This is a genomic window from Actinopolymorpha pittospori (assembly GCF_014873875.1).
Lineage (GTDB): Bacteria > Actinomycetota > Actinomycetes > Propionibacteriales > Actinopolymorphaceae > Actinopolymorpha > Actinopolymorpha pittospori.
Genome location: NZ_JADBEM010000001.1, coordinates 3,568,684 through 3,591,259, shown reverse-complemented (window position 1 = coordinate 3,591,259; position 22,576 = coordinate 3,568,684). Strand labels below are relative to the sequence as shown.

Annotated in this window: 21 protein-coding genes; 9 read left to right on the top strand and 12 right to left on the bottom strand. The window is 70.9% G+C overall.

Annotated elements, in window-relative coordinates:
• Positions 1–42 precede the first annotated feature (42 nt).
• Genes cydB through cydC form a run of 3 tightly spaced genes read left to right on the top strand, consistent with a single transcriptional unit; the run spans position 43 to position 4,621 of the window.
• Entirely contained in the window at positions 43–1,056 is a 1,014-nt protein-coding gene (gene cydB, locus HEB94_RS17055; RefSeq protein ID WP_192750812.1) for a cytochrome d ubiquinol oxidase subunit II, read from the top strand.
• Positions 1,056–2,777 (top strand): thiol reductant ABC exporter subunit CydD, encoded by a 1,722-nt coding sequence (cydD, locus tag HEB94_RS49305; protein WP_238361548.1) that lies wholly within the window; start codon positions 1,056–1,058, stop codon positions 2,775–2,777. The genes cydB and cydD overlap by 1 nt, the downstream gene beginning before the upstream one ends.
• Positions 2,774–4,621, top strand: a complete 1,848-nt coding sequence (cydC, locus tag HEB94_RS49300; protein WP_202896392.1) for a thiol reductant ABC exporter subunit CydC — start codon at positions 2,774–2,776, stop codon at positions 4,619–4,621. Before cydD ends, cydC begins: the two co-directional genes overlap by 4 nt.
• On the opposite strand, the gene HEB94_RS17045 is transcribed toward cydC, so the two are convergent.
• The 4 genes from HEB94_RS17045 to HEB94_RS17030 form a co-directional block, all read right to left on the bottom strand.
• Positions 4,605–4,907, bottom strand: coding sequence for a hypothetical protein (locus HEB94_RS17045; RefSeq protein ID WP_202897942.1), 303 nt, complete (start codon positions 4,905–4,907; stop codon positions 4,605–4,607). The two genes, cydC and HEB94_RS17045, sit on opposite strands and share 17 nt — an antisense overlap.
• A gap of 118 nt (positions 4,908–5,025) precedes the next feature.
• The gene (ctaD, locus tag HEB94_RS17040) at positions 5,026–6,738 is read right to left on the bottom strand and encodes an aa3-type cytochrome oxidase subunit I (protein ID WP_192750811.1); all 1,713 of its coding nucleotides are present in this window, start codon (positions 6,736–6,738) and stop codon (positions 5,026–5,028) included.
• A gap of 248 nt (positions 6,739–6,986) precedes the next feature.
• Complete coding sequence (locus HEB94_RS17035; RefSeq protein WP_192750810.1) at positions 6,987–7,433, bottom strand: DUF1707 SHOCT-like domain-containing protein; 447 nt, start codon at positions 7,431–7,433, stop codon at positions 6,987–6,989.
• 112 nt (positions 7,434–7,545) lie between these two features.
• Positions 7,546–8,328 carry a vitamin K epoxide reductase family protein gene (locus tag HEB94_RS17030; RefSeq protein WP_337917738.1) on the bottom strand — a complete coding sequence of 261 codons (783 nt, stop codon included), beginning with the start codon at positions 8,326–8,328 and terminating at the stop codon, positions 7,546–7,548.
• A 198-nt stretch (positions 8,329–8,526) separates the two neighbouring features.
• Here HEB94_RS17030 and HEB94_RS17025 point away from each other — a divergent pair, with 198 nt between their 5' ends.
• Entirely contained in the window at positions 8,527–10,419 is a 1,893-nt protein-coding gene (locus HEB94_RS17025) for a glycoside hydrolase family 15 protein (RefSeq protein ID WP_192750809.1), read from the top strand.
• A 38-nt stretch (positions 10,420–10,457) separates the two neighbouring features.
• On the opposite strand, the gene HEB94_RS17020 is transcribed toward HEB94_RS17025, so the two are convergent.
• Entirely contained in the window at positions 10,458–10,892 is a 435-nt protein-coding gene (locus tag HEB94_RS17020; protein ID WP_192750808.1) for an SRPBCC family protein, read from the bottom strand.
• A gap of 119 nt (positions 10,893–11,011) precedes the next feature.
• On the opposite strand from HEB94_RS17020, the gene HEB94_RS17015 reads away from it, so the two are divergent.
• The gene (locus tag HEB94_RS17015; RefSeq protein WP_192750807.1) at positions 11,012–11,245 is read left to right on the top strand and encodes a DUF5302 domain-containing protein; all 234 of its coding nucleotides are present in this window, start codon (positions 11,012–11,014) and stop codon (positions 11,243–11,245) included.
• A gap of 139 nt (positions 11,246–11,384) precedes the next feature.
• On the opposite strand, the gene HEB94_RS17010 is transcribed toward HEB94_RS17015, so the two are convergent.
• On the bottom strand, positions 11,385–12,095 hold the full coding sequence (locus HEB94_RS17010; RefSeq protein WP_202896391.1) for a methyltransferase domain-containing protein: 711 nt from the start codon (positions 12,093–12,095) through the stop codon (positions 11,385–11,387).
• A gap of 16 nt (positions 12,096–12,111) precedes the next feature.
• Entirely contained in the window at positions 12,112–13,458 is a 1,347-nt protein-coding gene (locus HEB94_RS17005; RefSeq protein WP_192750805.1) for a hypothetical protein, read from the bottom strand.
• A 295-nt stretch (positions 13,459–13,753) separates the two neighbouring features.
• Between HEB94_RS17005 and HEB94_RS17000 the strand changes: the two genes are divergently transcribed.
• The gene (locus tag HEB94_RS17000) at positions 13,754–14,656 is read left to right on the top strand and encodes a glycosyltransferase family 2 protein (protein ID WP_337917737.1); all 903 of its coding nucleotides are present in this window, start codon (positions 13,754–13,756) and stop codon (positions 14,654–14,656) included.
• Positions 14,657–14,666: 10 nt separating this feature from the next.
• Here HEB94_RS17000 and HEB94_RS16995 read toward each other — a convergent pair whose 3' ends face one another.
• Both HEB94_RS16995 and HEB94_RS16990 read right to left on the bottom strand, forming a co-directional pair.
• Entirely contained in the window at positions 14,667–15,653 is a 987-nt protein-coding gene (locus tag HEB94_RS16995; RefSeq protein WP_192750804.1) for an aldo/keto reductase, read from the bottom strand.
• A gap of 7 nt (positions 15,654–15,660) precedes the next feature.
• Positions 15,661–16,581, bottom strand: coding sequence for an aldo/keto reductase (locus tag HEB94_RS16990; protein WP_192750803.1), 921 nt, complete (start codon positions 16,579–16,581; stop codon positions 15,661–15,663).
• Between the two features lie 148 nt (positions 16,582–16,729).
• Between HEB94_RS16990 and HEB94_RS16985 the strand changes: the two genes are divergently transcribed.
• Positions 16,730–17,884, top strand: a complete 1,155-nt coding sequence (locus tag HEB94_RS16985) for an XdhC family protein (protein WP_192750802.1) — start codon at positions 16,730–16,732, stop codon at positions 17,882–17,884.
• A gap of 42 nt (positions 17,885–17,926) precedes the next feature.
• On the opposite strand, the gene HEB94_RS16980 is transcribed toward HEB94_RS16985, so the two are convergent.
• Together HEB94_RS16980 and HEB94_RS16975 are read right to left on the bottom strand one after the other, a co-directional pair.
• The gene (locus HEB94_RS16980; RefSeq protein WP_192750801.1) at positions 17,927–18,775 is read right to left on the bottom strand and encodes an alpha/beta fold hydrolase; all 849 of its coding nucleotides are present in this window, start codon (positions 18,773–18,775) and stop codon (positions 17,927–17,929) included.
• On the bottom strand, positions 18,772–19,812 hold the full coding sequence (locus HEB94_RS16975) for an alcohol dehydrogenase family protein (RefSeq protein WP_192750800.1): 1,041 nt from the start codon (positions 19,810–19,812) through the stop codon (positions 18,772–18,774). Before HEB94_RS16975 ends, HEB94_RS16980 begins: the two co-directional genes overlap by 4 nt.
• Positions 19,813–20,037: 225 nt before the next feature.
• Here HEB94_RS16975 and HEB94_RS16970 point away from each other — a divergent pair, with 225 nt between their 5' ends.
• Positions 20,038–20,667 (top strand): TetR/AcrR family transcriptional regulator, encoded by a 630-nt coding sequence (locus tag HEB94_RS16970; RefSeq protein ID WP_192750799.1) that lies wholly within the window; start codon positions 20,038–20,040, stop codon positions 20,665–20,667.
• An 81-nt stretch (positions 20,668–20,748) separates the two neighbouring features.
• On the opposite strand, the gene HEB94_RS16965 is transcribed toward HEB94_RS16970, so the two are convergent.
• Positions 20,749–21,552 carry a helix-turn-helix domain-containing protein gene (locus HEB94_RS16965; protein ID WP_192750798.1) on the bottom strand — a complete coding sequence of 268 codons (804 nt, stop codon included), beginning with the start codon at positions 21,550–21,552 and terminating at the stop codon, positions 20,749–20,751.
• A gap of 114 nt (positions 21,553–21,666) precedes the next feature.
• Between HEB94_RS16965 and HEB94_RS16960 the strand changes: the two genes are divergently transcribed.
• Positions 21,667–22,440, top strand: coding sequence for a phytanoyl-CoA dioxygenase family protein (locus HEB94_RS16960; RefSeq protein ID WP_192750797.1), 774 nt, complete (start codon positions 21,667–21,669; stop codon positions 22,438–22,440).
• Positions 22,441–22,576 lie beyond the last annotated feature (136 nt).

Sequence of the window (22,576 nt, the reverse complement as noted above, 5' to 3'; positions counted from 1 at the left end):
CGAGACGGGACCGAGATCGACTGAGGGGCCAGGCACGAAGCGATGGAGCTCCAGACCGTGTGGTTCGCCCTCATCGGCGCGTTGTGGACCGGCTACTTCGTGCTCGAGGGCTTCGACTTCGGAGTCGGCGCGCTCCTGCCGGTGCTCGGTCGCGACCCGCTCGACCGCAGGGTGCTTCTCCGGACCGTCGGTCCCCGCTTCGATGCCAACGAGGTGTGGCTGCTCGTCGCGGTCGCGGCGACGTTCGCGGCGTTCCCGCCGTGGTACGCCGCCCTCTTCTCGGCGTTCTACGTTCCCGTCCTGCTCATCCTCCTCACGCTGGTCGTGCGGGTGGTCGCGGTGGCGTTCCGGGACCGACGCTCCGACGCCACCTGGCAGGTCGCCTGCGACCGCGCCATCGTCCTGGGGTCGCTGGTGCCACCGCTGCTGTGGGGCCTCACCTTCGCGGCGCTGCTGCGCGGCCTGCCGATCGACCAGCACGGGGAGTACCTCGGCGTACCGGTGGACGTCCTCAGCCCCTTCGCTCTGCTGGGTGGCCTGACCGTCCTGGCACTGTCGGTCACCCACGGCGCGGTGTTCCTCGCGCTGCGGACCACCGGGGCGGTCCGTGACCGCGCGCGTCGGGTGGCGGGCATCGTCGGCGTGGTCACGGCGGCGCTCCTGGTCTGGTTCCTGTTCGCCGCGCTGAGCCCCACCTTCGACGGGTCCGCGGTGGTGACGGCGATCGCGTCGGTCGTGACCCTCGGCGCGGGACTGCTCGCCGGCCGGGCCGGACGGGAAGGATGGGCGTTCGTGGGTACGGCGATCACCATCGCACTCCTCGTCTCGACCTTGTTCCTTACGCTGTATCCAGACCTGATCATCTCGACCATCGATCCGGAGTACAGCCTGACTGTGGACAACGCCTCCTCGACACCTTCAACGCTGGGACTGCTGACCTGGGTCGCCGGCCTCTTCCTTCCGCTGGTGGTGGCCTACCAGGCCTGGAGCTATTGGGTGTTCCGCCAACGGGTCGGACGTGGCACCGTCGGCACGCCACCGTCGGGGAGCAGCTGATGGTGGCGTTGCGTGCGCTCGACCGGCGGCTGCTGCGGCAGGCCCGGGCCACCCGCTCCTACCTCGGGCTGTCGGTGGGGATCGGGGTGTTGGGGGCCGGGCTCGTCATCGGCCAGGCCGCGCTGCTGTCCAGCGTGATCGCCCGGGCGTTCGTCGGTGGGGAGCCGCTGGTCGGGCTGTTCCTCCCGCTCGCCCTGCTCGCCCTCGTGGTCGGCACCCGCGCCTGCCTGGCCTGGGCGGGCGAGATGGCCGCGCACCACACCTCCGCCGCCGTCAAGTCGGAGTTGCGGCGCCGCATGTTGCACCACGTCGCCGAGCTCGGGCCGCGCTGGCTGGCCGAGCACCGAAGCGGTGAGCTCGCCACCCTCGCCACGCGCGGCATCGACGCACTCGACGCCTACTACGCCCGTTACCTTCCCCAGCTGGTCCTCGCGGTCGCGGTGCCGTTCGCGGTCGCCGTCACGCTGTTCGCCACCGACTGGCGCAGTGCCGTGGTACTGGTCGTGACGCTGCCGCTGATCCCGCTGTTCACCGTGTTGGTCGGCACCGCGACCAAGCGCCGCGTCGACCGCCAGTGGAACACCCTGCAGGCCCTCGCCCACCACTTCCTCGACGTACTCTCCGGCCTCGGCACCCTGAAGGCGTTCGGCCGGTCGCAGGCACAGGTGGCGGTGATCCGCCGGCTCGCCGACCAGCAGCGCCGGGCCAGCCAGTCGACCATGCGGGCGGCGTTCCTGTCCTCGCTGGTCCTGGAGCTCCTCGCGATGTTGTCGATCGCGGTCGTCGCCGTCGGCATCGGGTTCCGGGTACTCGAGGGGCGCCTCGACCTCTCGACCGCCCTGATGATCCTGATCCTCGCGCCGGAGGCGTACTGGCCGCTGCGCCAGGCCGCGGCGCTCTACCACGCGAGCGTCGAGGGGTTGGGTGCGGCGGCTCGGGTGTTCGACGTGCTCGAGCAGCGGGCGGGCGCGCGGGCGCGGACACCCACGGACGCCACGGACGCGACCGCGCCGGCAACGTCGACGGCGTCGACAGCGCTGCCCGGGTCGGCACACGACGCCGCGCGGGCAACCGACCCGCACGGCCTGCGCATCCGCCTGGACGAGGTGACCGTCCGCCATCCCGACCGGGCGGCCGCGATCCTGGACCGGCTGTCCCTGGAGTTCAGCCCCGGCCAGGTCACCGGCCTGGTGGCGCCGAGCGGCATGGGCAAGTCCACCGTGCTCGCGCTGCTGCTCGGGTTCGTCGCACCGGACGAGGGGCGCGTCCTGGTGGGCGGCGTCGACCTCGCGACCCTCGACCTCGACGCGTGGCGTTCCCGGGTGGGCTGGCTCCCCCAGGATCCCGTGCTGTTCGCCGGAACGGTCGGGGACAACATCGCGCTCCGCCGGCCGCACGCCAGCGACGCCGCGTTGGAGCGGGCCGCCCGAGCCGCCGCCGTCGACGTACCCCTCGACCGCGAACTCGGCGAACGCGGCTACGGCCTGTCCGCCGGCCAACGCCGCCGGGTCGCGCTCGCCCGGGCGCTGGTCGGCGAAACCCCGTTGCTGCTCCTCGACGAACCCACCGAAGGCGTGGACGCCGTGACCGAGGCAGCCCTGGTGGAGGCACTGCCCGCGGTGTTGTCGGACCGAACGGTCGTCCTGGTCACGCACCGGCCGGGGCTGCTGCGGCTGTGCGACCACGTCATCCGCCTGGACCACGCGAGCGTGACCGCATGAGCGGGGCCACCGCCACCGGACGCGGCGCGCACGTGGGCCGGCGGGCGGAGGCCCTGCGCTGGCTGGCCGGCGCGGCGCGCCCCGAACTCCTCCGGCTTCTCCTGGCGGCGCTCCTGGGATCACTCGCGCTCGGGGCCTCCGTCGGCCTGGTCGCCACCGCCGCCTGGCTGATCTCCCGCGCGACCGAACAGCCACCCGTCGTCGCGCTGACGGTGGCGGTCGTGGCGGTGCGGACGTTCGGCATCGGACGTGGCGTACTGCGCTACTGCGAACGCCTGGTCAGCCATGACGCGGCGTTCCGGGTGATGGCGCGGACCCGGGTGCGGGTCTACATCGACCTGGAACGCGCCGCGCCGGCCGGGCTCGGGCGGCTGCGGAGCGGCGACGTCCTGGCCCGCCTCGTCGGCGACGTCGAGGCCGTCCAGAACCTGCTGGTCCGTGGGCTGTTGCCGATCGGGGTCGCGATCCTGACCGGTGCCGGATGCGTGATCTTCCTCGCCGCGCTGCTCCCGGCCGCGGGTGGCGTCCTCCTGGCCGGCCTGCTCCTCGGTGGGGTGGGCGCTCCGGCCGCCGCCCTGATCACCGCTCGCCGGGCCGACCGCGAGCTGGCGCCGGCACGCGGCGCGCTGTCCGGCTCGGTGGTGGAGTTCCTGCACGGCGCCGCGGACCTCACCGCGCACCGGGCCGCCCAGCGCTGGCTCGACCGGCTCGACGACGAGGACCGCCACCTCACCCGGCTCGCGCAACGCGGCGCCGCGGGCGCGGGCGTCGCGGCGGCGTGCACGGTCGCGGCGACGGGGCTGACGGTGGTGGGTGAGCTGCTCGTCGGCGTACCAGCGCTCGCCTCCGGACAGCTGTCCGGTGTGACGCTCGCGGTCCTCGCCCTCACCCCGCTCGCGGCGTTCGAGGTCACCGCGCCGCTGCCGTTGGCCGCTTCGGAACTGCTGCGGGGGATGCGCGCGGTCGACCGGCTGCGTGCGCTGACCGAGCTACCCCACCCCGCGGCCTCCGACGGAGTACGTCCCGCGCCGCTCGGTGCGCTGACCCTCGACGTACGCGGGCTGACGGTGCGCTGGCCCGGGGCCGACGCCCCCGCCCTGACCGACATCGACCTGTGCCTGCGGCCGGGGCGACGGGTCGCCATCGTCGGCGAGAGTGGCGCCGGCAAGAGCACCCTCGTCACCGCGTTGCAGGGGTTTCTCCCCACTGAGTCGGGGAGCATCCAGCTCATCGGGACCGACGAGGCCGTGGACCTCGCCGACCTGGAGGACGGTGCCCGGCGGCGGGTGGTCGCCGCGTGCGCGCAGGACGCGCACCTGTTCGACAGCACCATCCGGAGCAACCTGCTGATCGCCCGACCGGACGCGACCCAGGATCAGGTGGCCGGAGCGCTCGACCGGGCGCGGATGTGGCGGTGGGTGGGCCGGCAGCCGCGCCGGCTCGACACGTCGGTGGGTGAACGGGGGGTCCGGCTGTCCGGCGGGGAGCGCCAGCGCCTGATGCTGGCCCGGGCGCTCCTCGCCGACCCTGCCGTACTTCTCCTGGACGAGCCGACCGCCCACCTGGACGACGCGACCGCGTCCACTCTCATGCGCGACCTGCTGGTCGCGACTCAGGGGCGGACCACCCTGTTGGTGACGCACCGCCTCGCCGGCCTCAGCCTGGTCGACGAGATCGTCGTCCTGTCCGGTGGACAGGTGGTCCAGCGCGGGGTGCCGGCCGAGCTCATCCAGACCGACGGTCCGTACCGCCGGATGTGGTTGCGCTCGGCCGCCAAGGAGATCTCCTCGCAGGACGCGCCCACGATGGAGATCTCCGCCGCCCGGCTCAACCGGCCCCGTTAGCGCCCTCCTTGCTCGCGAGGTACATCTCGAACGCCTCGCGGGCGAGCTGGGACACCGTCTTGCCGTCACGGGCAGCCTGTTCCTCGGCCATCGCCCGCAGTGCCGGCGGAGCCCGGAACGTCACCTGCGGCGATCGGCCCTGCCCCCCAAGCGACGGACGGCCCCGTCCCCTCGTGGCCTCGGTCTCGGTCCGGGGTGCGGGGATGTGCCCGCCTCCGAACTCGCTTCTCTCCTCGGGCACGACCCTCACGCCGGTAGCCCCGGCGACCGTGTAGTTGTCAGTCATCCGCCCCTCCTCCTTCGCAGGTCATCGGAATGACAGATCACGCGGACGTGATCACATCGCCCGATCGAAACGCCGTGCGCCTGCGGCCTTCGCCCCCCGACAAGGGCGCGTACGCCGGCTACTTCGTCCCGTCGAACTCCTCGGGTGTTTTTGCGGGGGTGTACTCCTCGAGCTCGAGTCTCGAGATCTCGGGGTGATGCAGGTCGAATGCCGGACTGTCGGACCGGATCGGGGGCATGGAGGTGAAGTTGTGTCGTGGCGGTGGGCAGGACGTCGCCCACTCCAGTGCGCGACCCCAGCCCCAGGGGTCGTCCACCTCGACCTTCGGGTTCTTCCGCGACTGGATGACGTTGAGGATGAAGGGCAACGTCGACATCCCGAGCAGGAAGGCACCGATCGAGGACACGGTGTTGAGCGTGGTGAAGCCGTCCGCCGGTAGGTAGTTGACGACCCGGCGCGGCATCCCCTCCACGCCCAACCAGTGCTGGACCAGGAACGTCGTGTGGAAGCCGACGAACAGCGTCCAGAAGTGCAGCTTGCCCAGCCGTTCGTTCAGCATTCGGCCGGTCATCTTCGGCCACCAGAAGTAGAAGCCCGCGAACATCGCGAAGACGACCGTGCCGAACACGACGTAGTGGAAGTGGGCCACCACGAAGTAGGTGTCGGTGACCTGGAAGTCCAGCGGCGGTGAGGCGAGGATCACCCCGGTCAGCCCGCCGAAGAGGAACGTCACGAGGAAGCCGACCGCCCACAGCATGGGGGTCTCGAACGTCAGGGAGCCGCCCCACATCGTCCCGATCCAGTTGAAGAACTTGATGCCGGTCGGGATGGCGATGAAGAAGGACATCAACGAGAAGAACGGCAGGTTGACGCTGCCGGTGGCGAACATGTGGTGGGCCCACACCGCCATCGACAACATCGTGATTCCGAGCGTCGCCGCCACCATCCCGATGTAGCCGAACACCGGCTTGCGACTGAAGACCGGGATGACCTCGGTGATGATGCCGAAGAACGGCAACGCGATGATGTAGACCTCGGGATGCCCGAAGAACCAGAACAGATGCTGCCACAGGACCGGCCCGTACGACGCGGCGTCGAACACGTGCGCGCCGAACCTCCGGTCCGCCTCCAGCATCAGCAACGCGCCCGCGAGCACCGGGAACGCCATGATGACCAGCACGCTGGTGAGCAGGATGTTCCAGGTGAAGATCGGCATCCGGAACATCGTCATTCCGGGTGCCCGCAGGCAGAAGATCGTGGTGATGAAGTTGACGCCGCTGAGGATGGTGCCCAGACCGGAGAGGTAGAGGCCCATCACCCACATGTCGCCGCCGATGTTCGGTGAGTACGTGGGCCCGGTCAGGGGGGAGTAACCGGTCCAGCCGAAGTCGGCCGCGCCGTACGGGGTGAGGAACGACCCCCACACGATGAGGCCACCGAGCAGGAACATCCAGTAGCTCAGGATGTTCATCCGCGGGAACGCGACATCGGGCGAGCCGATCTGCAACGGCATGATGACGTTCGCGAAACCGATGAACAGGGGCGTCGCGAACAACAACAGCATCACCGTGCCGTGGATGGTGAAGAACTGGTTGTAGACCTCGGCCCCGGCGTCCCCACGGAAGACCTGCTGGCCGGGCTGAGCGAGTTCGGCCCGAATCACCATCGCGAGGATTCCGGCGCCGAGGAAGAACACGAACGACGTGATGAGGTAGAGGTGACCGATCACCTTGTGGTCCGTGGACGTGATCCATCGTACGATCACCGTCCCGAGGTTGCGCCTTCTCGGCGCCCCCGGCCGCGGTTCAGTACGTGTCTGAATCGTCGCCATGAAGATCCCCCGGACCCCTATCCACGGAGGATCGTTGCCCGGGCCACAAAATGCGAAACCGAGGCGACCTCAACGATTCTGCGGCACCGACGACCGCAGGCTTACGTCACTCACACACCAAAGAGTTCTCTCACGTCCGACGGTGGAGTTCGCCGAGTTTCCCATGTCGGGAAGGAAGGCGTGGACCGCCGGTCCGATGCGGCGATGTCTCGGTTCGGCGACGCTTTCGGTGCGGCGACGCTTTCGGGTCAGCGACGGTTGGGGCCGCCGGTGCGACGTGAACGCCGGCCACGCATGTTGCCGAGCAGACTCATGAACAGCCAGAACATCGGGAACGCCGGCCAGAAGAACGAACTGTCGCCCCGGGCCCACGTGCTGATCAGGAAGACCGAGATCACCACCACGATGGCGGCATGGATGGCGACGGCGATGTTGGCCCGGTGCTCCACGCCGGCATCCGCCCCCGCCCGATCCCGTGGGGCGGCCCCTCGTGCGGCAGGGCGCGCGAGTTCCTCGCTGGGCAGATCGGCCACGAAGGTGGCGAGCTCGTGCTGGTACTTGCTCGCGAACACCCCGGTGAGACGCTCGTCGGCCTCCTCCAGAGTCAGCCGGCCCTCGGCCGTCGCGGCCTGGATCCGCTTGGCTATCTCGTCGCGCTCAGTGTCGGAAGCGCGGATGGGCGGTTCGGCGTTCATATGACCATGATCCCTCGCGCACGACCCTCCGACGTCCGCCGGCCGGAGGAAACCTCGGTACGCCGAACGTCGTAGTCGGCCAATGTCGGACCCGTGGTCAGCCAGGCGGTGGTCACAGCAGTGTGCTCCAGTAGGACCAGAAGCGGTCCAGGATGAGCACCAGGATCAGCATCAGCCACGCCGTGAGGATCGTCGCGCTGTAACGGGACAGCACCGCGACCACCCGGCGTCCCGCGGCGGGAAGCGGGATGATGCCGCGTTCAAGGTTGTGCAGCGTGGTGTAGAGGAAGATCGGGATCGTCACGCACCACACGACCATGCAGTAGGGGCACAGGGCGCCGATGCGGTAGAGGCTGGAGAAGATGAGCCAGTGGACGAAGCCGACGCCGAAGAGGGTGCCGACCTGGAGCCCGAGCCAGAACCACCGTTTGTAGGTCGCGCCGGCGAGCAGACCCGCACCGAGTGAGATCACGATCCCGAACCCTGCGATGCCGAGGAGTGGGTTGGGGAACCCGAACGCCGCCGCCTGGTCGGTGTTCATCACCGAACCGCAGGAGATGATCGGGTTGAGGTTGCAGCTCGGCACGTACGACGGGTCGATCAACAGTTCGAACTTCTCGACCGTCAGCACGAACGCCGCGAGCAGGCCGAGTCCGCCGCCGATCAGGTAGAGCCAGGGCAGCAGCCGCGGATAGGGCCCCTGGGCTCCGGGGAACCCACGGGGCGAGGTGACGTCGTCGAAGTCGTCGTCCTCCTCGAGGTCGTCGTCGAGATCCTCCTCGGCGTCCAGACCGTCCCGATCATCACCTTCGTCCAGATCGGCCAACCGTCCGGCGCGCCCCTCGTCCCTGGTGTTCACACCGTTCTCCACGTTCGTTCCGGCCTCGGAGTTCACGCGGCGCCTGGTCGCGTCGTCGCCCCTCTATCTTCCAAGCGAAACCTGAGTGCCGTGCGGCAGCCCCCGCCGAACGGATTCGGCGCGTCCGCCGGCCGGGACAGGTGGTGTGCGTTGGGGACATCCCGGGCATTCGATCGATGGCGGGGTCGGCCTCCTCCAGAAGGAGCGAGACTGATCTGTAGGGGGGTCTCACCGATGACCACCGCGATCGCCGACTACGCACTCGTCTCCGACCGCCACTGCGCCGCGCTGGTGAGCCGGTACGGATCGGTCGACTGGCTGTGTTTCCCACGCTTCGACAGCCCGGCCACCTTCGCACGGTTGCTCGGCCAGGGCGCCGGACACTGGACGATCACTCCGGTCGGGATCTTCGAAGCCGCCCGCCGCTACGTCGAGGGCACGATGGTGCTGGAGACGACGTTCCGCACGGCCACCGGCACGGCGGTCCTCACCGACGCGCTCGCCGTAGGTCGGGACAGCACCGGCCACCAGCTCGGGATCGGGTCGCCGCACCTGTTGATCCGCCGGCTGGCCTGCACCGAGGGCATCGTCCCGATGGAGATCACCTTCGACCCGCGACCGGAGTACGGCCTCGTCACGCCGATCCTCTGCCCCGTGGACGGTGGCCTCGCCTCCCGTGGCGGCGCCGACTCCCTCGTCCTCACCAGCCCGATCCCACTGACGCCGGAGGCCGGGGGCGCGTACGCCTGTCCGGTGCTCGAAGCCGGTGCGGTCGCGTCCTTCGCCCTGCACTGGTCGACCCCCGCCAGGCCGCCGGCCCGGACGTGGACGCAAGCCGAACTTGACGACCAGCTGGCGGGAACGGTCGCGGGCTGGCGTTCGTGGAGTGAACCCCACCAGACCTACCAGGGTCCGTTCCGTGAACTCGTCCTCCACAGTGGCCGCGTCCTGCAGGCACTGTCCTACCAGCCGAGTGGGGCACTGATCGCCGCCGCCACGACCTCTCTGCCGGAGCGGACCGGCGGGGAACGCAACTGGGACTACCGCCACACCTGGGTACGCGCCGCGAGCCTCGCCATGGGCGCCCTGCGGGTGGCGGCCTGCCCGGAGGAGGCCTGCGACTTCTTCGGCTTCCTGGCCACGGCCGCGCCCTCGCTGGGCCGGGACCGCGTCCTGCGGATCGTGTTCGGCATCGGTGGCGAACACGACCTGACCGAGCGGCCGCTCGACCACCTGGAGGGTTGGCGGGAGAGCCGACCCGTGCGGGTCGGGAACGACGCGTGCAACCAGGTGCAGATCGACGTGTACGGCGACCTTCTCGAGGCGGCTTGCCGGATGTCCGACCAGTTCGGTGACCTCGACGACCCGACGCGGCGGTTCCTGCTCACCTGTGCCGACTGCGCCGCCGAACGATGGCGGGACAGCGACCACGGCATCTGGGAGACCCGGGGCGAGGCGCGCCACTTCGTGTACAGCAAGGTGATGTGCTGGGTAGCGCTGGATCGGGCGATCGCGCTCGCCGACCTGCTCGGCGCGGGCGTGCGGGTCGAATGGTGGCGGCAGGTGCGTGACGAGATCGCCCAGGCGGTCCTGCGACAGGGGTGGAACGCCGAGGTGGGCGCGTTCACGCAGGCGTTCGGATCGACCGAACTCGACGCGTCCGTGCTGATGATTCCGATCCTCGGCTTCCTGCCGGCCGACGACCCGCGCGTCCTCTCGACCATCGACGTCATCGAGAACGAGCTCACCGACGAGCACGGGTTGGTCTACCGGTACCGCGCGCAAGCCGGGGTTGACGGGCTGCCCGGCGCGGAGGGCACCTTCCTGCCCTGCACGTTCTGGCTCGCGCAGGCGCTGGCGATGGCCGGCCGACCCGACCGGGCGCGCTACGTCTTCGAACGCGCCGCCCGACACGCCAACGACGTCGGGCTGTTCGCCGAGGAGGTGGATCCGGTCAGCCGCGAACTGCTCGGCAACTTCCCGCACACCTTCAGCCACCTCGGCCTGGTCAACGCGGCCCAGGCGATCGCGGAGGCCGAGTGCCAGGTGGGAGCCGGGGCGGTGCCTTCGCCCCGATCCGAGCCGCGTACGCCTCGCTCCGCCCGGCCCGCACCCCACAGCCCGTGATCACGACGGTGACCACGGGAAGGGGGCAGGGCGGCTGGTCAGCGTTCGGCGATCCGGCCGAGCCGCCACAGTGCGAGGGAGAAGAACGGCGTCACCGCCTGACCGAGGACGCCGTACGCGGTGCGCAGAGCCGCGCTCCTGCCCGGGTCCAGGTCCTCGGTCCAGACGAAGCGGCAGCGGTCCGGACCGAGCGGCTCGACCTCGAAGGAAGCCGTACCCCGGACCATGTGCCCGAGATGCCGCGTCACGCACCGCCGGGGTGGCTCCCAGCTGATGACCTCCATCGGGTCGACGACACGCGCCGGCCCGAGCCCGGTCACGGCCTCGATCCGCGTACCGACGCCCTCCCGCTGACCCGGCAGCGCACGAACCGTCGTCACGGGCATCCACTCGCCCTGGCGTTCCCAGTCGGCCAACAACTCCCAAACCCGTCGCGCCGGCGCGGCGATCTCCCGCGACACCCTGATGCCCACGCCGCGACCCTAGCCGGAGCGGTCGCCGGCGGACACCCGATTGGCTCGCCGTGTGACACCACGTGACCGAACGACCTATCCACTCGCGCCTCGACCGGGCGACATGCGAAGCTGTGTTCATGGTCAGTGAAGATCCGGACAGCCCGAAGGCCGCCGAAGCGCCGGAGCCGGAGACAGCGGAAGTCGAGGAGTCGGACGACGACGTACGTCGTAAGTTCCGCGAGAGCCTCGATCGCAAGCGTCACCAGCACAAGGAGCAGTTGGCCACGGGGTCCGGCAAGGCGTCCCAGAAGATCCAGGACGGTCTTGCCCCCACCACCGGTCGGCGTTCCTTCCGGCGCAAGAGCGGCTGAAGCCGACAACGCCTCGCTGAACAGGTCAGGCCTGTTCAGCGAGGCGACTTCTTTCTCGGTGCGGATCACAGCGCCGACCCGGTTCACAGCGCCGACCCCGAACTCACACCGCCGGCCCGGTCCTCACCGGCGCTCGGCGTCAGGTCCGGTCGTCCCGCCTGAGCCGTACCAACGCGTCGATGGCGTCACGAGTCGTCCCGTCCGAGGTCAACACCGGTCGAAGCACCCGCTCGGCGCGCTCGACCCGCCAACCGGTGACCGACCCGGCGCCCGCGTTCGTTCCCTCGGCGCCGGTTCGTCCGACAGTTCCGCTCAGATCGCCTTCGCTCACGTCGGCATGGCTCACGTCGGCGAGGATGTCCTCCGGCGTGAATAGCACCCCCGCATCCCGCGGACCGCCCACTCCCTCGGCTAGGTTGCTCGTGTCGTGCCCGATCACGAGCAGGACCCCACCGGGCGCGACCGCCTCCGCCGCGAACCGCATGACCTGCCGACGCTCATCGGCGGGAAGCTGGAGATAGACCAGGCTCACCAGGGAGAACGCCGCGGCGGGCGGCCGGTACGTCAGCACGTCGACCGCCAGCCAGGTGATCCGTTCGGACAGGGTCGGGTCCGGTTCCGCGGCGGCCAGCCGACGCCCCCGCTCCAGCGCGACCGAGGAGAAGTCGACGGCGGTCACCCGCCAGCCGCGCCCCGCGAGCCAGATCGCGTTACGTCCCTCACCCGCGGCGAGGTCCAGTGCCCGACCGGCCGGCAGGTCGCGGGTCTCGGCCGCGAACCAGCGGTTGGGTTCGGTGCCCCACATCAGCTCGGCGGCGGCGTACCTCTCGTCCCATGCCCTGTTGTCCACGACCGCCATTGTGGCGTCAGGGGGCGCCGCGGACGACGCGGAGCACCCCACGATGGAGGGCGCACGCGTCGGGCCGGCCACCCGCCATGCTCACCGAGTCGTCCCGGCACTGGACCATGAAGCCGGTGTCGCTCCAGAAGCCCGGCGCGCACCGGAAGTAGCCACACACTCCCGGCGCGGGATCCCCGACCGGAAGTCCGGAGGCGCAGTAGTGGTAGCCGTACGGGTTGACCGGCGCGCCACACCGCGTCCCGACGCCGGCCGTCATGAGGCCCTCCTGGCCGGGCACCGGTACGGTCGGCTGCCCACTCGGCTCCGACACCCGGGCACCCCCGGACCGCGCGGGCACCGGCGTGTGCGCAGGTGCGGCGGTCGTCGGTACGGAGGTCGGCTTGGGCCGAACGGTCCCCTCCGGTCCGTTCACCGGCGCGGTGCCCGCGGCTGGGGACGCGTCGACGACGCCGGGCGGAGTGCTTCCGGGAGGCACCACCGCGCGCTCCCCCGCACTCTCCGCCGCGGAGAGCTGCGCCGAGGGGCGCGGGTCGGCGAGCGCCATCGTGGCGAGCATCAGCGTCGCCGCCACGACGGTCGCGCACTGGACGGTACGCCGGGCCACCGAGGCACCGGCGGGCCCGAGGCACAGCTTCCGCAACCCGGCGAGCAGCACCCGCGCGGGCGTGGGCGCTTCCTCGGGGTCCGCGTCAGGTGGGGGGCCCGGACGCGTTCGCTGGTGGGCGGCGAGCAGACGCTCCAGGTGCTCAGCGAAGGACTGCCGCCGTCCACCCGCGTCCGCGAGGGCCAGCGTGAGAGCGAAGCGGAACCCGGCCACGGCGTACGGGTCGAGGACCAGTCCGGTCAGGTCGCTGCCACTCGCGTCCTCCAGCCAGGTGAGCGTACGTCTGGGGTCGTGCGCGACCCCCAGGACCCGGACGTGGATCCAGTCGCGTGGCCGGGCACCACCGAAAGCGACCCGCATGGTGGTGATCGCGAGCGGACCGGAGTCGAGCACCGGGAACTGGCTGGGCGGATGGTCGACGAAGGCTCCGGTGAGCTGGGACAGCGTGAAGTCCGCGAACCCCGGCGGGCGCAGGGCGGGCCGCTCCGGATGGTCGTGCCGGGTCACCAGCCGGACACCGGGTGAGTGCCAGAGCACCGACTCGCCCCGTCGCAGGATGAGCCAGGGAACCTGCTCCGCACTGACCGGCCGAGCGGCTCGCGCCGCGGCGACCATCCCCCGAAGCTCGGCGTCGGTGCGCGCCCAGACCGACGTGGCGGCATCGTGCGCCCGCTTGCGACGAGCGTTCTCGCGGCGTGCCCAGCCAGTCCGCCAGCCACTGCCGTTCGAGATCATCGATGTCGCCATACCACCCTCCCCGCGGGACATGAACTCACCGTCGATTTGGCAAAACGCTTTTATCCCGGTGCAAGCCAATAAGCAAAGCAGCTCTCCGGGTCGATATCGCCGAGAATCCTGCCCGGACTCAAAGAATCATCTGTGGGTGAAAAGACTCTCCCCGATCCCTGCGCGGTTCGATTACCGATTAGCGCAACAGGCTACTTCGCAGCCGCAATTAGTTACGATCCGACGCAGAGGAAGTCATCGTCGCCATCGCGCATGACGACAGCTCCGTGGGGGTTCGAAGGTGCGGCTGTCTCCCGTGCAGACGCCTCCCCGCCCGACCGTGGTCGGCGGGGTGCGACTCGCTGCCGTCGTGGTCACCATGGGAACGCGTCCACGCGAACTCGCGGCCCTGCTGGAATCCCTCGCCACCCAGACGACGCCGCCCTCTCGGATCGTGGTCGTGGGTCAGGGCGCGCGGCTGTCCATTCTTCCGCCCGGCGTCGAGGGTATCGAACTCCCTGCCAACGTCGGCTTGCCCGCCGGGCGCAACGTCGGGTTGGCACGGCTTCGTACGCACGGCGACATCGACGTGGTGATGTATCTCGACGACGACGGCCTGCTCCCGGATCCAGACACGGCGGACAAGGTCCGCAGCGCATTTCTGGCCGACCCGGCCCTTGGCATCATCAGCTTCCGGATCGCCGACGAGAGCGGTGTCACGCAGCGCCGGCACGTGCCCCGGTTGAGCGCGCGCAACCCGTTGCGCGCGTCCCGCGTCACGACGTTCCTCGGCGGCGGCAACGCGGTGCGGATGACCGTCGCCGACCAGACCGGCGACTGGCCGGACGTCTTCTTCTGGGCGCACGAGGAGACCGACGTCGCCTGGCGGGCCCTGGACGCCGGTTGGCGGATCGACTATCGGCCGGACATCCTGCTCCAGCATCCGCGTACCTCACCGGACCGCCATCCGCTCTACTACCGCATGAACGCGCGGAACCGGGTCTGGTTGGCGCGCCGTCACCTGCCCGCCGTCCTGGTGCCGATCTACGTCGGTGTCTGGGTACTGGTCACGCTGGTCCGCAGGCCTCCGGTCGCGGGCCTGCGGGCGTGGATCGGCGGGTTCGTGGAGGGCTGCCGCTCGCCCTGCGGGCCGAGGCGGCCGATCCGCTGGCGCACCGTGTGGACGATGACCCGGCTCGGCCGCCCGCCGATCGTCTGACGCGCCGGCCCTAGGCGGGCAGGACGGCGAGCGCCTCGTCGACCTGCGCCATCTCCGCCGCGCTCAGCGGCCCGTGCCGCAGCGCCGCGAAGTTCTCCCGGGCCTGCGCGACCGTACGGACTCCCGGGATCGGCACGAACGCCGGGCTCCTCGCGAGCAGCCAGCACAGTGCGCCCTGGGCGAGGGTGCGGCCGTTCGCGGCGAGAATGTCACGCACCTGGTCGACCGCCGCGAGCTTCTTCGCCTCCGCGCCGTCGAAGTCCCAACCGTGGCGTACGTCGTCGCTGCCGAACTTCGTCGAGCGGTCCATCTTGCCCGACAGCAGGCCCATGCCGAGCGGGCCCCGGACGATGCTGGCGAGACCGTTGGCCTCGCAGACGGCGAGCGTCTCGGTGTTGCCGGACAACACGTTGAAGCTCTGCTGGATCGCGGCGCAGTGGGGGCTGCGCGCGAACAGCGCCGCCCTGGTCGGGTCGTCGGTGCTCCAGCCGAACGAGCGGATCTTGCCTTCGGTGACCAGGTCCTCCAAGGCGGCGAGGACGTCCTCTGCCGCGGTGAGGTCGTGCCCGCCGAGGTGGAACTGCAGCAGGTCGATGGTGTCGGTCTCCAGGCGCCGCAGGCTCGCCTCGCAGGCGGTGCGGACGTACTCCGGAGAGCCGTCGGTGCCCGGGGACTCGCGGCGCTCCTCGTCGTAGGTGAAGCCGAACTTCGTGGCGACCACGACGCCGTCCCGGCGACCGCGCAGGGCCCGAGCCAGGACGCGTTCGCTGTGTCCGCAGCCGTAGACGTCGGCGGTGTCGAAGAACGTCACGCCCTCGTCGAGGGCCGCGTGGATGGCGGCGACCGACTCGTCGTCGTCGACCTCGCCCCAGCCGATCGGCTCGCCGTCACGGGTGTGCGGGCCGCCGATGGCCCAGCAGCCGAAGCCGACCGCGCTCACCTCGGGACCGTTCGCACCGAGCCGGCGTCGGGTCGTGGGAAGTGTCTCCTCGGTCATGCTGGTCTCACCCTTCGGGGCTCTCGCCGGCCGCGTCGAGCCGGCGCTTTGCTTCGGCGTACACGTCGGCGGGGAGCGCACCCGCGCGCGCGGCCTTGACGTTCTCGGCCAGGTGCGCGGGGTTCAGGGTACCGACGATCACCGTGTCGACTCCGGGGTGGCTGAGGGTGAACCGAAGCAGCCACTGGGTGCGGCTCTCACCCTCGCCGAGCAGGTCGTCGAGGCCGGCCCGCTCCCAGGTCGCCCACCGGTCGGTGGCACCGAGGCCGGCGCCGGGCTCGCCGCGCGCCACGCCGCCCCGCACGATCGTCCCGGCCCCGGCCTCGTGGGCGCGGGTGATGAGGTTCTCGTGCCGGCGTTCGAGCGCGGAGTAGGGGATCTGGAACGCGTCGAAGACGCCCCACTCGACATAGGTCGCGAGGTGCGGCGAGGTGGCCGAGGCGCCGATGAACCTCGTCTTGCCGCTCGACTGGATCTCCCGCAGCGTGTCGACCAGCTTGTGCTCCTCGGCCAGTTCGACGGACGGATTGTGCAGTTGCAGCAGGTCCACGTGGTCTGTCGCGAGCTTGGCCAGACTGTCGTCGATGTTCCGCAGCAGGTGGTCGCGGTCCCAGGAGTGCGGGGTCTCGTCGTGGTCGCCGGCCGGCACCATCGAGCAGCCACACTTCGTGGCGAGTACGTACTCTTCGCGACGGTCGGCGACGAACTGACCGATGTAGGCCTCGCTGCGGCCGTAGTCGCCCGCGGTGTCGACGAAGGTGATCCCGGTGTCGAGGACGGCGGTGAGGATGTCCGAGGCCTGCTCGTCGCGCACCGGACGGCCGTTCCAGATCCGTTCGCCGCGGATCTCCATCGCGCCGAAACCGAGCCTGGTCACCGACAAACCGGTCGAACCGAACGGACGGGACTCCAGCGTGCCACCTGTCATCGTGCTCTCCTGATCGCCGTCATGAGATCGTCTGGCCGGCGGCAGCCCAGCGCCGCGCACTTCAGCCTGGCCAGCGGTGGCGAGGGTGTCCAATAGAAGTACCTGCTCGACGTGAGCAGGCACCACGATCAATGGAACGGTGGTGCGGATGCGGGACCTGTTTCCCGAGATCCTGCCGTGGTACGCCGCAGGCGACCGGTTCGCCCTCGCGACGGTCGTCGACACCTGGCGCAGCGCGCCCCGCCAGCCCGGCGCGGCGATGGCGGTCTCCGCCGGCGGCGAGGTCGCCGGCAGCGTCTCCGGCGGCTGCGTCGAAGGGGCGGTGTACGAGCTCGCGCAGGAGGTGATCGAGTCCGGCGAGCCGGTCTGGCAGCGGTACGGCGTGAGCGACGACGACGCCTTCGCGGTCGGGCTGACCTGCGGTGGCGTCCTCGACGTTCTGGTCGAACCGATCGATCCCAGCGCGTTCCCCGAACTCGCCTCGATCGCGGCCGCGGTGCGCGAGGGGCGGCCGGTCGCGGTCGCCACCGTCGCCAGCGTCGGGAACGCTCCGGGCCACATCGGTCGGCGGCTCGTGATCTGGTCGGACACCGTGAGCGGGTCGCTCGGATCGGAAGGACTGGAGGCGGCCGTCGTCGACGACGCCCGGGGAATGCTCGACCAGGGTCTGACCGGCGTACGACGCTACGGCCCGGACGGCGAACGCCGGATGGACGAGGTGGGCGTTCTGGTCCAGTCGTTCGCGCCGCCGCCCCGGATGCTGGTGTTCGGTGCCACCGACTTCGCCGCGGCCGTCGCCCGGATCGGGAAGTTCCTCGGCTACCACGTGACCGTGTGCGACGCCCGGCCGATCTTCGCGACCACCCGCAGGTTCCCCGACGCCGACGAGGTGGTGACCGACTGGCCACACCGTTATCTCGAGGGCGAGGTCGCCGCGGGCCGGGTCGATCAGCGCACGGTGATGTGCGTCCTCACCCACGACCCGAAGTTCGACGTGCCCCTGCTGGAGGTCGCCCTCCGGGCGCCGGCCGCCTACGTCGGGGCGATGGGCAGCCGGCGAACCCACGAACGCCGGCTCGCCGACCTGCGGGCCAACGGGGTCGGCGAGGTGGAGCTGGGCCGGCTGTCGTCGCCGATCGGCCTGGACATCGGCGCCCGTACGCCGGAGGAGACGGCCGTCTCGATCGCCGCCGAGATCACCGCGCTGCGATGGGGCGGCACGGGCAACCGGCTTGCCGACTCCAAGGGTCGCATCCACGGAGGCGGCGCCGAGCGGCCGGAACCGATCCCCGCGCCCCGGTAGCGGCGCCTTCCACGTCCCGGTAGTAGCGCTTCCCGCGTCCCGTCATCCCTGCGGTGGTGAGACGTCGACGGCGAGCAGCTCACGGACCTGTTCGGCGACCGCCGAAGGTGCGTCCTCGGGCAGAAAGTGCCCGGCGTCGGGGACCACGACGAGGTCCGCCCCCGGGATGTCGCCCGCGAGCCGCTCGGCGTATCCGACGGGTTGCCACCGGTCGGCCGCGCCCCAGACGACGCGGACCGGTATCCGGAGTTCGTGCAGGCGAGGAGCCACCCGCATCGTCGGTGCCGCGTCGTAGTGGCGTACCTGGTGCTCGAAGAAGGACGCCCGCCCGAGTCGACCTCGACACGCACCGAGGTACGCCGCGAGCACGTCACCGCTCATCCGGCGCGGATCGTGGACCGCCTGTTCCAGCTGTCCGGTGAGCATTCGTTCGAACTCCTGCGCCCCGACGTGGACGTCGTCGAGGTACTCGTCGACGACGTCACGCCACGTCGCCGACGGCCAGGAGTCGTAGCTCACGGTGTCGAGGAGGATCAGGCGCCGCACCCGGGCAGGCCGGTCGACGGCGAGGATCTGCCCGACGGCGCCGCCGATGTCGTGTGCCACCAGGTTGACCGCGTCCAGGCCCAGCGCCGTGAGGAACCGGTCGAGGAGGTCGGCCTGCGCCTCCACCGAGGTGTCCCGATCCAGCGGGCGTTCGGAGGCTCCGTAGCCGAGCAGGTCGTAGGCCAGCACCCGGTGTCCAGCCGCCCGAACGGCGGGGAGCACCTCGCGCCACAGGTAGGAGTGCGACGGCGTGCCGTGCACGAACACGACCGGCTCCCCCTGCCCCCGGTCCGTGTAGGCGAGGCGGACCCCATCGACGACGATCGACCGCTCGAGGTACGTCATGGTTGGACCACCAGCTTGCCGAAGAAGTCCTTGGCCACGAACGCGCGCTGCGCCGCGCCCAACTCCGCGAGCGGGTAGGTGGCCGCGAGCAGCGGACGGAGCCGGGCCGAGGCGGCGTACTCCACCACCTCGGCGAAGTCCTCGTGGGTGCCGAAGGACGAACCGATCAGCTCCAGCTGCCGCAGGTAGACCGTACGCAGGTCGGCCGGCACGACGGCGCCGGCGATCGCGCCCGCGACGACGTACCGGCCGAGCGGGCGGAGTACGGCGAGCAGGTCACCGAACGCGGGACCCGCCACCACGTCGGCGACCACGTCGATCTCCGCGTCCCCGGCGGCCTCCCGGACCGCGGCCACCAGGTCGGGCACGTCCCGGCGTACGGTCGCGTCCGCGCCGAGGGCCGCGGCCAGCTCCGTCTTGCCGGCGCCGACCAGCGCGACCACCCGCGCACCACGCAGGCCGGCCAGCTGGACCAGGGCGGACCCCACGCCACCGGACGCGCCGGTGACGAGGACGGTCTCGCCGGCCCGGACCCGCGCCCGTTTCAGCATCCGCAGGGCCGTGGAGTAGGCCGTCGGGAACGTCGCGAGCTCGGCGTCGGTGAGCGGACCGTCGACCCGGTGCGCGTTGGACGCCGGAATCGAGACGTATTCAGCGAAACCGCCGTCGCGCTCGCTGCCGAGGTAGGCGGTGGTCACCAGCGCGCGCTCGTCGCCGACGTAGAGCATCGGGTCGAGGATCACGCGTTCGCCCACGCGGTCCTCCGGCACCCCCTCGCCCGCCTGGTCGATCCGCCCCACCACGTCAGCACCCTGGATGCGCGGGAACTCGAGGGCCTCCCGCCGCCAGCCGGCGGTCGCCTCCGGGTCGCCCACCGTGCCGTACCGGCCCTCCCGGGTCCAGATGTCGGTGTTGTTCAGGGCGGTCGCCGCGACCCGCACCCGGACCTCCCCCGGGCCCGGCACCGGGTCGGGTACGTCGGTCCGGTATGTCAGCCGCTCCGGTCCTCCGAAACCGGTGAGAACTACAGCACGCATCCTGACTCCCCTTCCTGTTCCGGGTTCTCCTGGTCTGGTGGAGTGCCGCTTCGGGCTATACCGATCGGTATAGCCCCGACCCTCTCTCGCCTTGCCGCGCCATGTCAACTCACCGGTCGGTATAGTCGAGGAGGGGAGCCGGGGTGGCCCAGCCCACGTGACCGGTCCCGCTGAACGAACCACCGACCGGAGGCGCCGGACGATCGCGCCCGAAGGAGTGAGGGCATGACCACGACCGTGGGAGCCACCGCAGCCGGATCTGCGGGTGACGTCGCCGCCGCGGGTGTCGCGTCGACTCTCACTCCGGCCGGCCAGCGGGTCCTCGCGGCGGCCTGCGACCTGTTCTACGCGGAGGGCATCCACGCGGTCGGCGTGGACGCGATCGCGGCGGCCGCCGGGGTGACGAAGAAGACGCTGTACGACCGGTTCGGCTCGAAGGACGCGCTCGTGGCGCTCTGTCTGCGCGCCCGCGACGAGCGCTGGCGGGCCTGGCTCACGTCGTACGTCGACACGCACGGGTCGAGTCCGCGCGACCGGATCCTCACGGTCTTCGACGGGCTCGACGCGTGGATGGCGGAGCAGAACCCGCGCGGTTGCGGGTTCGTCAACGCCCTCGCGGAACTCCCCGCGCCGGAGCATCCCGGCCGGGCGGTGATCCGCGAACAGAAGGAGTGGCTGCTCGGCTACCTCACCAGCCTGGTGAAGGCGGCCGGGCTGCGCCGTCCGGCGCGGGTCGCGAGCGCCCTGATGGTCCTGCAGGAAGGCGCCACCATCGCGCACGCCACCGGCGTACCGGCCCGACCCGCCCGGCAGGCCCGGGAGGTCGCCGCGCTCCTCCTCGACCAGGCTGGGTAGGCGGGACCGCCGCGTCACGGCCACCGCGCGTCAGGGCAGACGCCGCACCTCAGGACCGACGCACGTCAGGACCGACGCGCGTCAGGAGCGCCGGAAGTCGCTCGGCGGAAGGCCGAAGTGCGCACGGAAGCGCCGGGAGAGATGGAACTCGTCGGCGTACCCGAGGGTCCGCGCGATCTCGCGGATCGTCATGTCGGTCATCCGCAACAACGTCGCCGCCGCCTGCAGGCGCCGCCCGTTGCGGAACGCGAGGGGCGGCTGGCCGACCTCCGCGGTGAAACGTCGCCGGAACGTGTCGTACGGCAGTCCGACCTCGCCCGCCACCGTGCGCATGTCGGTGCGTGCGGTGAGGTCGTCGGCCAGCCGGTCCAGCGCCGCGGCGATCGCGGGGCTCGGCCCGGCGGCGTCGTCCGGCCCCGCCACGTCGAGGAGCCAGTCGGCCAGCGCCACCAACTGGTGTTCGGCGGCCAGCCGGGACCGTGGCGCCGGCCGCAGCAGCGTCCGCAGTGCCGCCATCGAGGGAGCGGGCCGCGGGTAGCGCGGACCGTCCTCGCCCAGCACCCCGGAGTCCGCGAGGGTGTCGAACAGCGGACCAGTGAAGACCGCGAAGACCTCGGTCCACCGTTGCCCGGCCGCGGTGCCGTACCAGTGCGGCCGGCCCGGTGGGACGACCGTGTGCGCGCCCGGGCTGATCAGCTCCTCCCGGCCGTCCGCGTGCCGGTACCGGCCATGTCCCTCGACCACCACCGACAGGACGTACGCGTCCATGACCCGAAGTGGAGACGGCATCGTCGGCTCGTCATCCACCACCTCACCAGCGAGAACGAGCTGACCGAGGCGGGTGAGCGGTGCCTGGGAGACGGCGATGCGAGTACCCGAGTCCATCCGCCAGAACGTACATCCGCCAGAACGTACATGCTCCGGTCAGCGCGGCCATTCCGCCGACCTGGCCCGCGCCCTAGCGTCGGTGGCACATCGACCGCTGGGAGGCGACCCGCCATGACCTCGAGTCCTGAGACCAGCACCGGCCTGGTCACCCAGGAGATGCGCGAGCAGTACGAGAAGGAGGGCTACTTCATCCTCGAACGCGCGCTGACGGAGGAGCAGTTGGAGCTGCTGCGAGGCGGCGCGCAGTACTCCATGGACAAGCTCGACGCGGCCATGGAGGAGGCCGGGGTCGACCGCATCGGCATCAACGCCCGCGGCAAGCGGTACTTCAGCCACATGATCTACCGCGACCGGCCGGAGCTGAAGAGGTTCCTGTTCAGCGAGACGATGCGGGAGATCTGCCGGGCGACACTGGGCGAGGACGCCTATCTGTTCTGGGAGCAGTACGTCATCAAGGCCGCCGACCCCGACACCGCCTTCGCCTGGCACCAGGACTCCGGTTACGTGCACGAGGACCACGAGCCCTACCTCACCTGCTGGATCCCGCTGGACGACGTCACCGAGGAGAACGGCTCGGTCTACCTGCTGCCGTACTCCCGCTCGGGCGTGCGCTCCTACGTCAAGCACATCCCGGACCCGCGGGTCAACGACAAGGTGTGCTACTTCGGATCGGATCCCGGCCTGCCGGTCGTGGTGCCGGCGGGGTCGATCGCGGTCTTCTCCAGCGTCGTCATGCACCGCAGCGGACCCAACCTCGCCGACAGGTTGCGCCGCGTCTACCTCGCGCAGTACTCCCGCGAGGTGATCATGACCCAGGACCGCAGCGCTCCCTGGGGAGAGTTCGAGCAGTTCCTCGACGGCGGGAAGATCGTCGGCCGGATCTGACGGCACGGGTGCCCACCGGACGCCGGAACCGGTCGTCCGGCCGTGCACGTCGCTCGCGCCCGCGATCATCGGCCCGCGGCGCTGGCGATAGCCTCGCGGGCACGAAGATGTGAGCATCATCACCGCGACCGGAGGA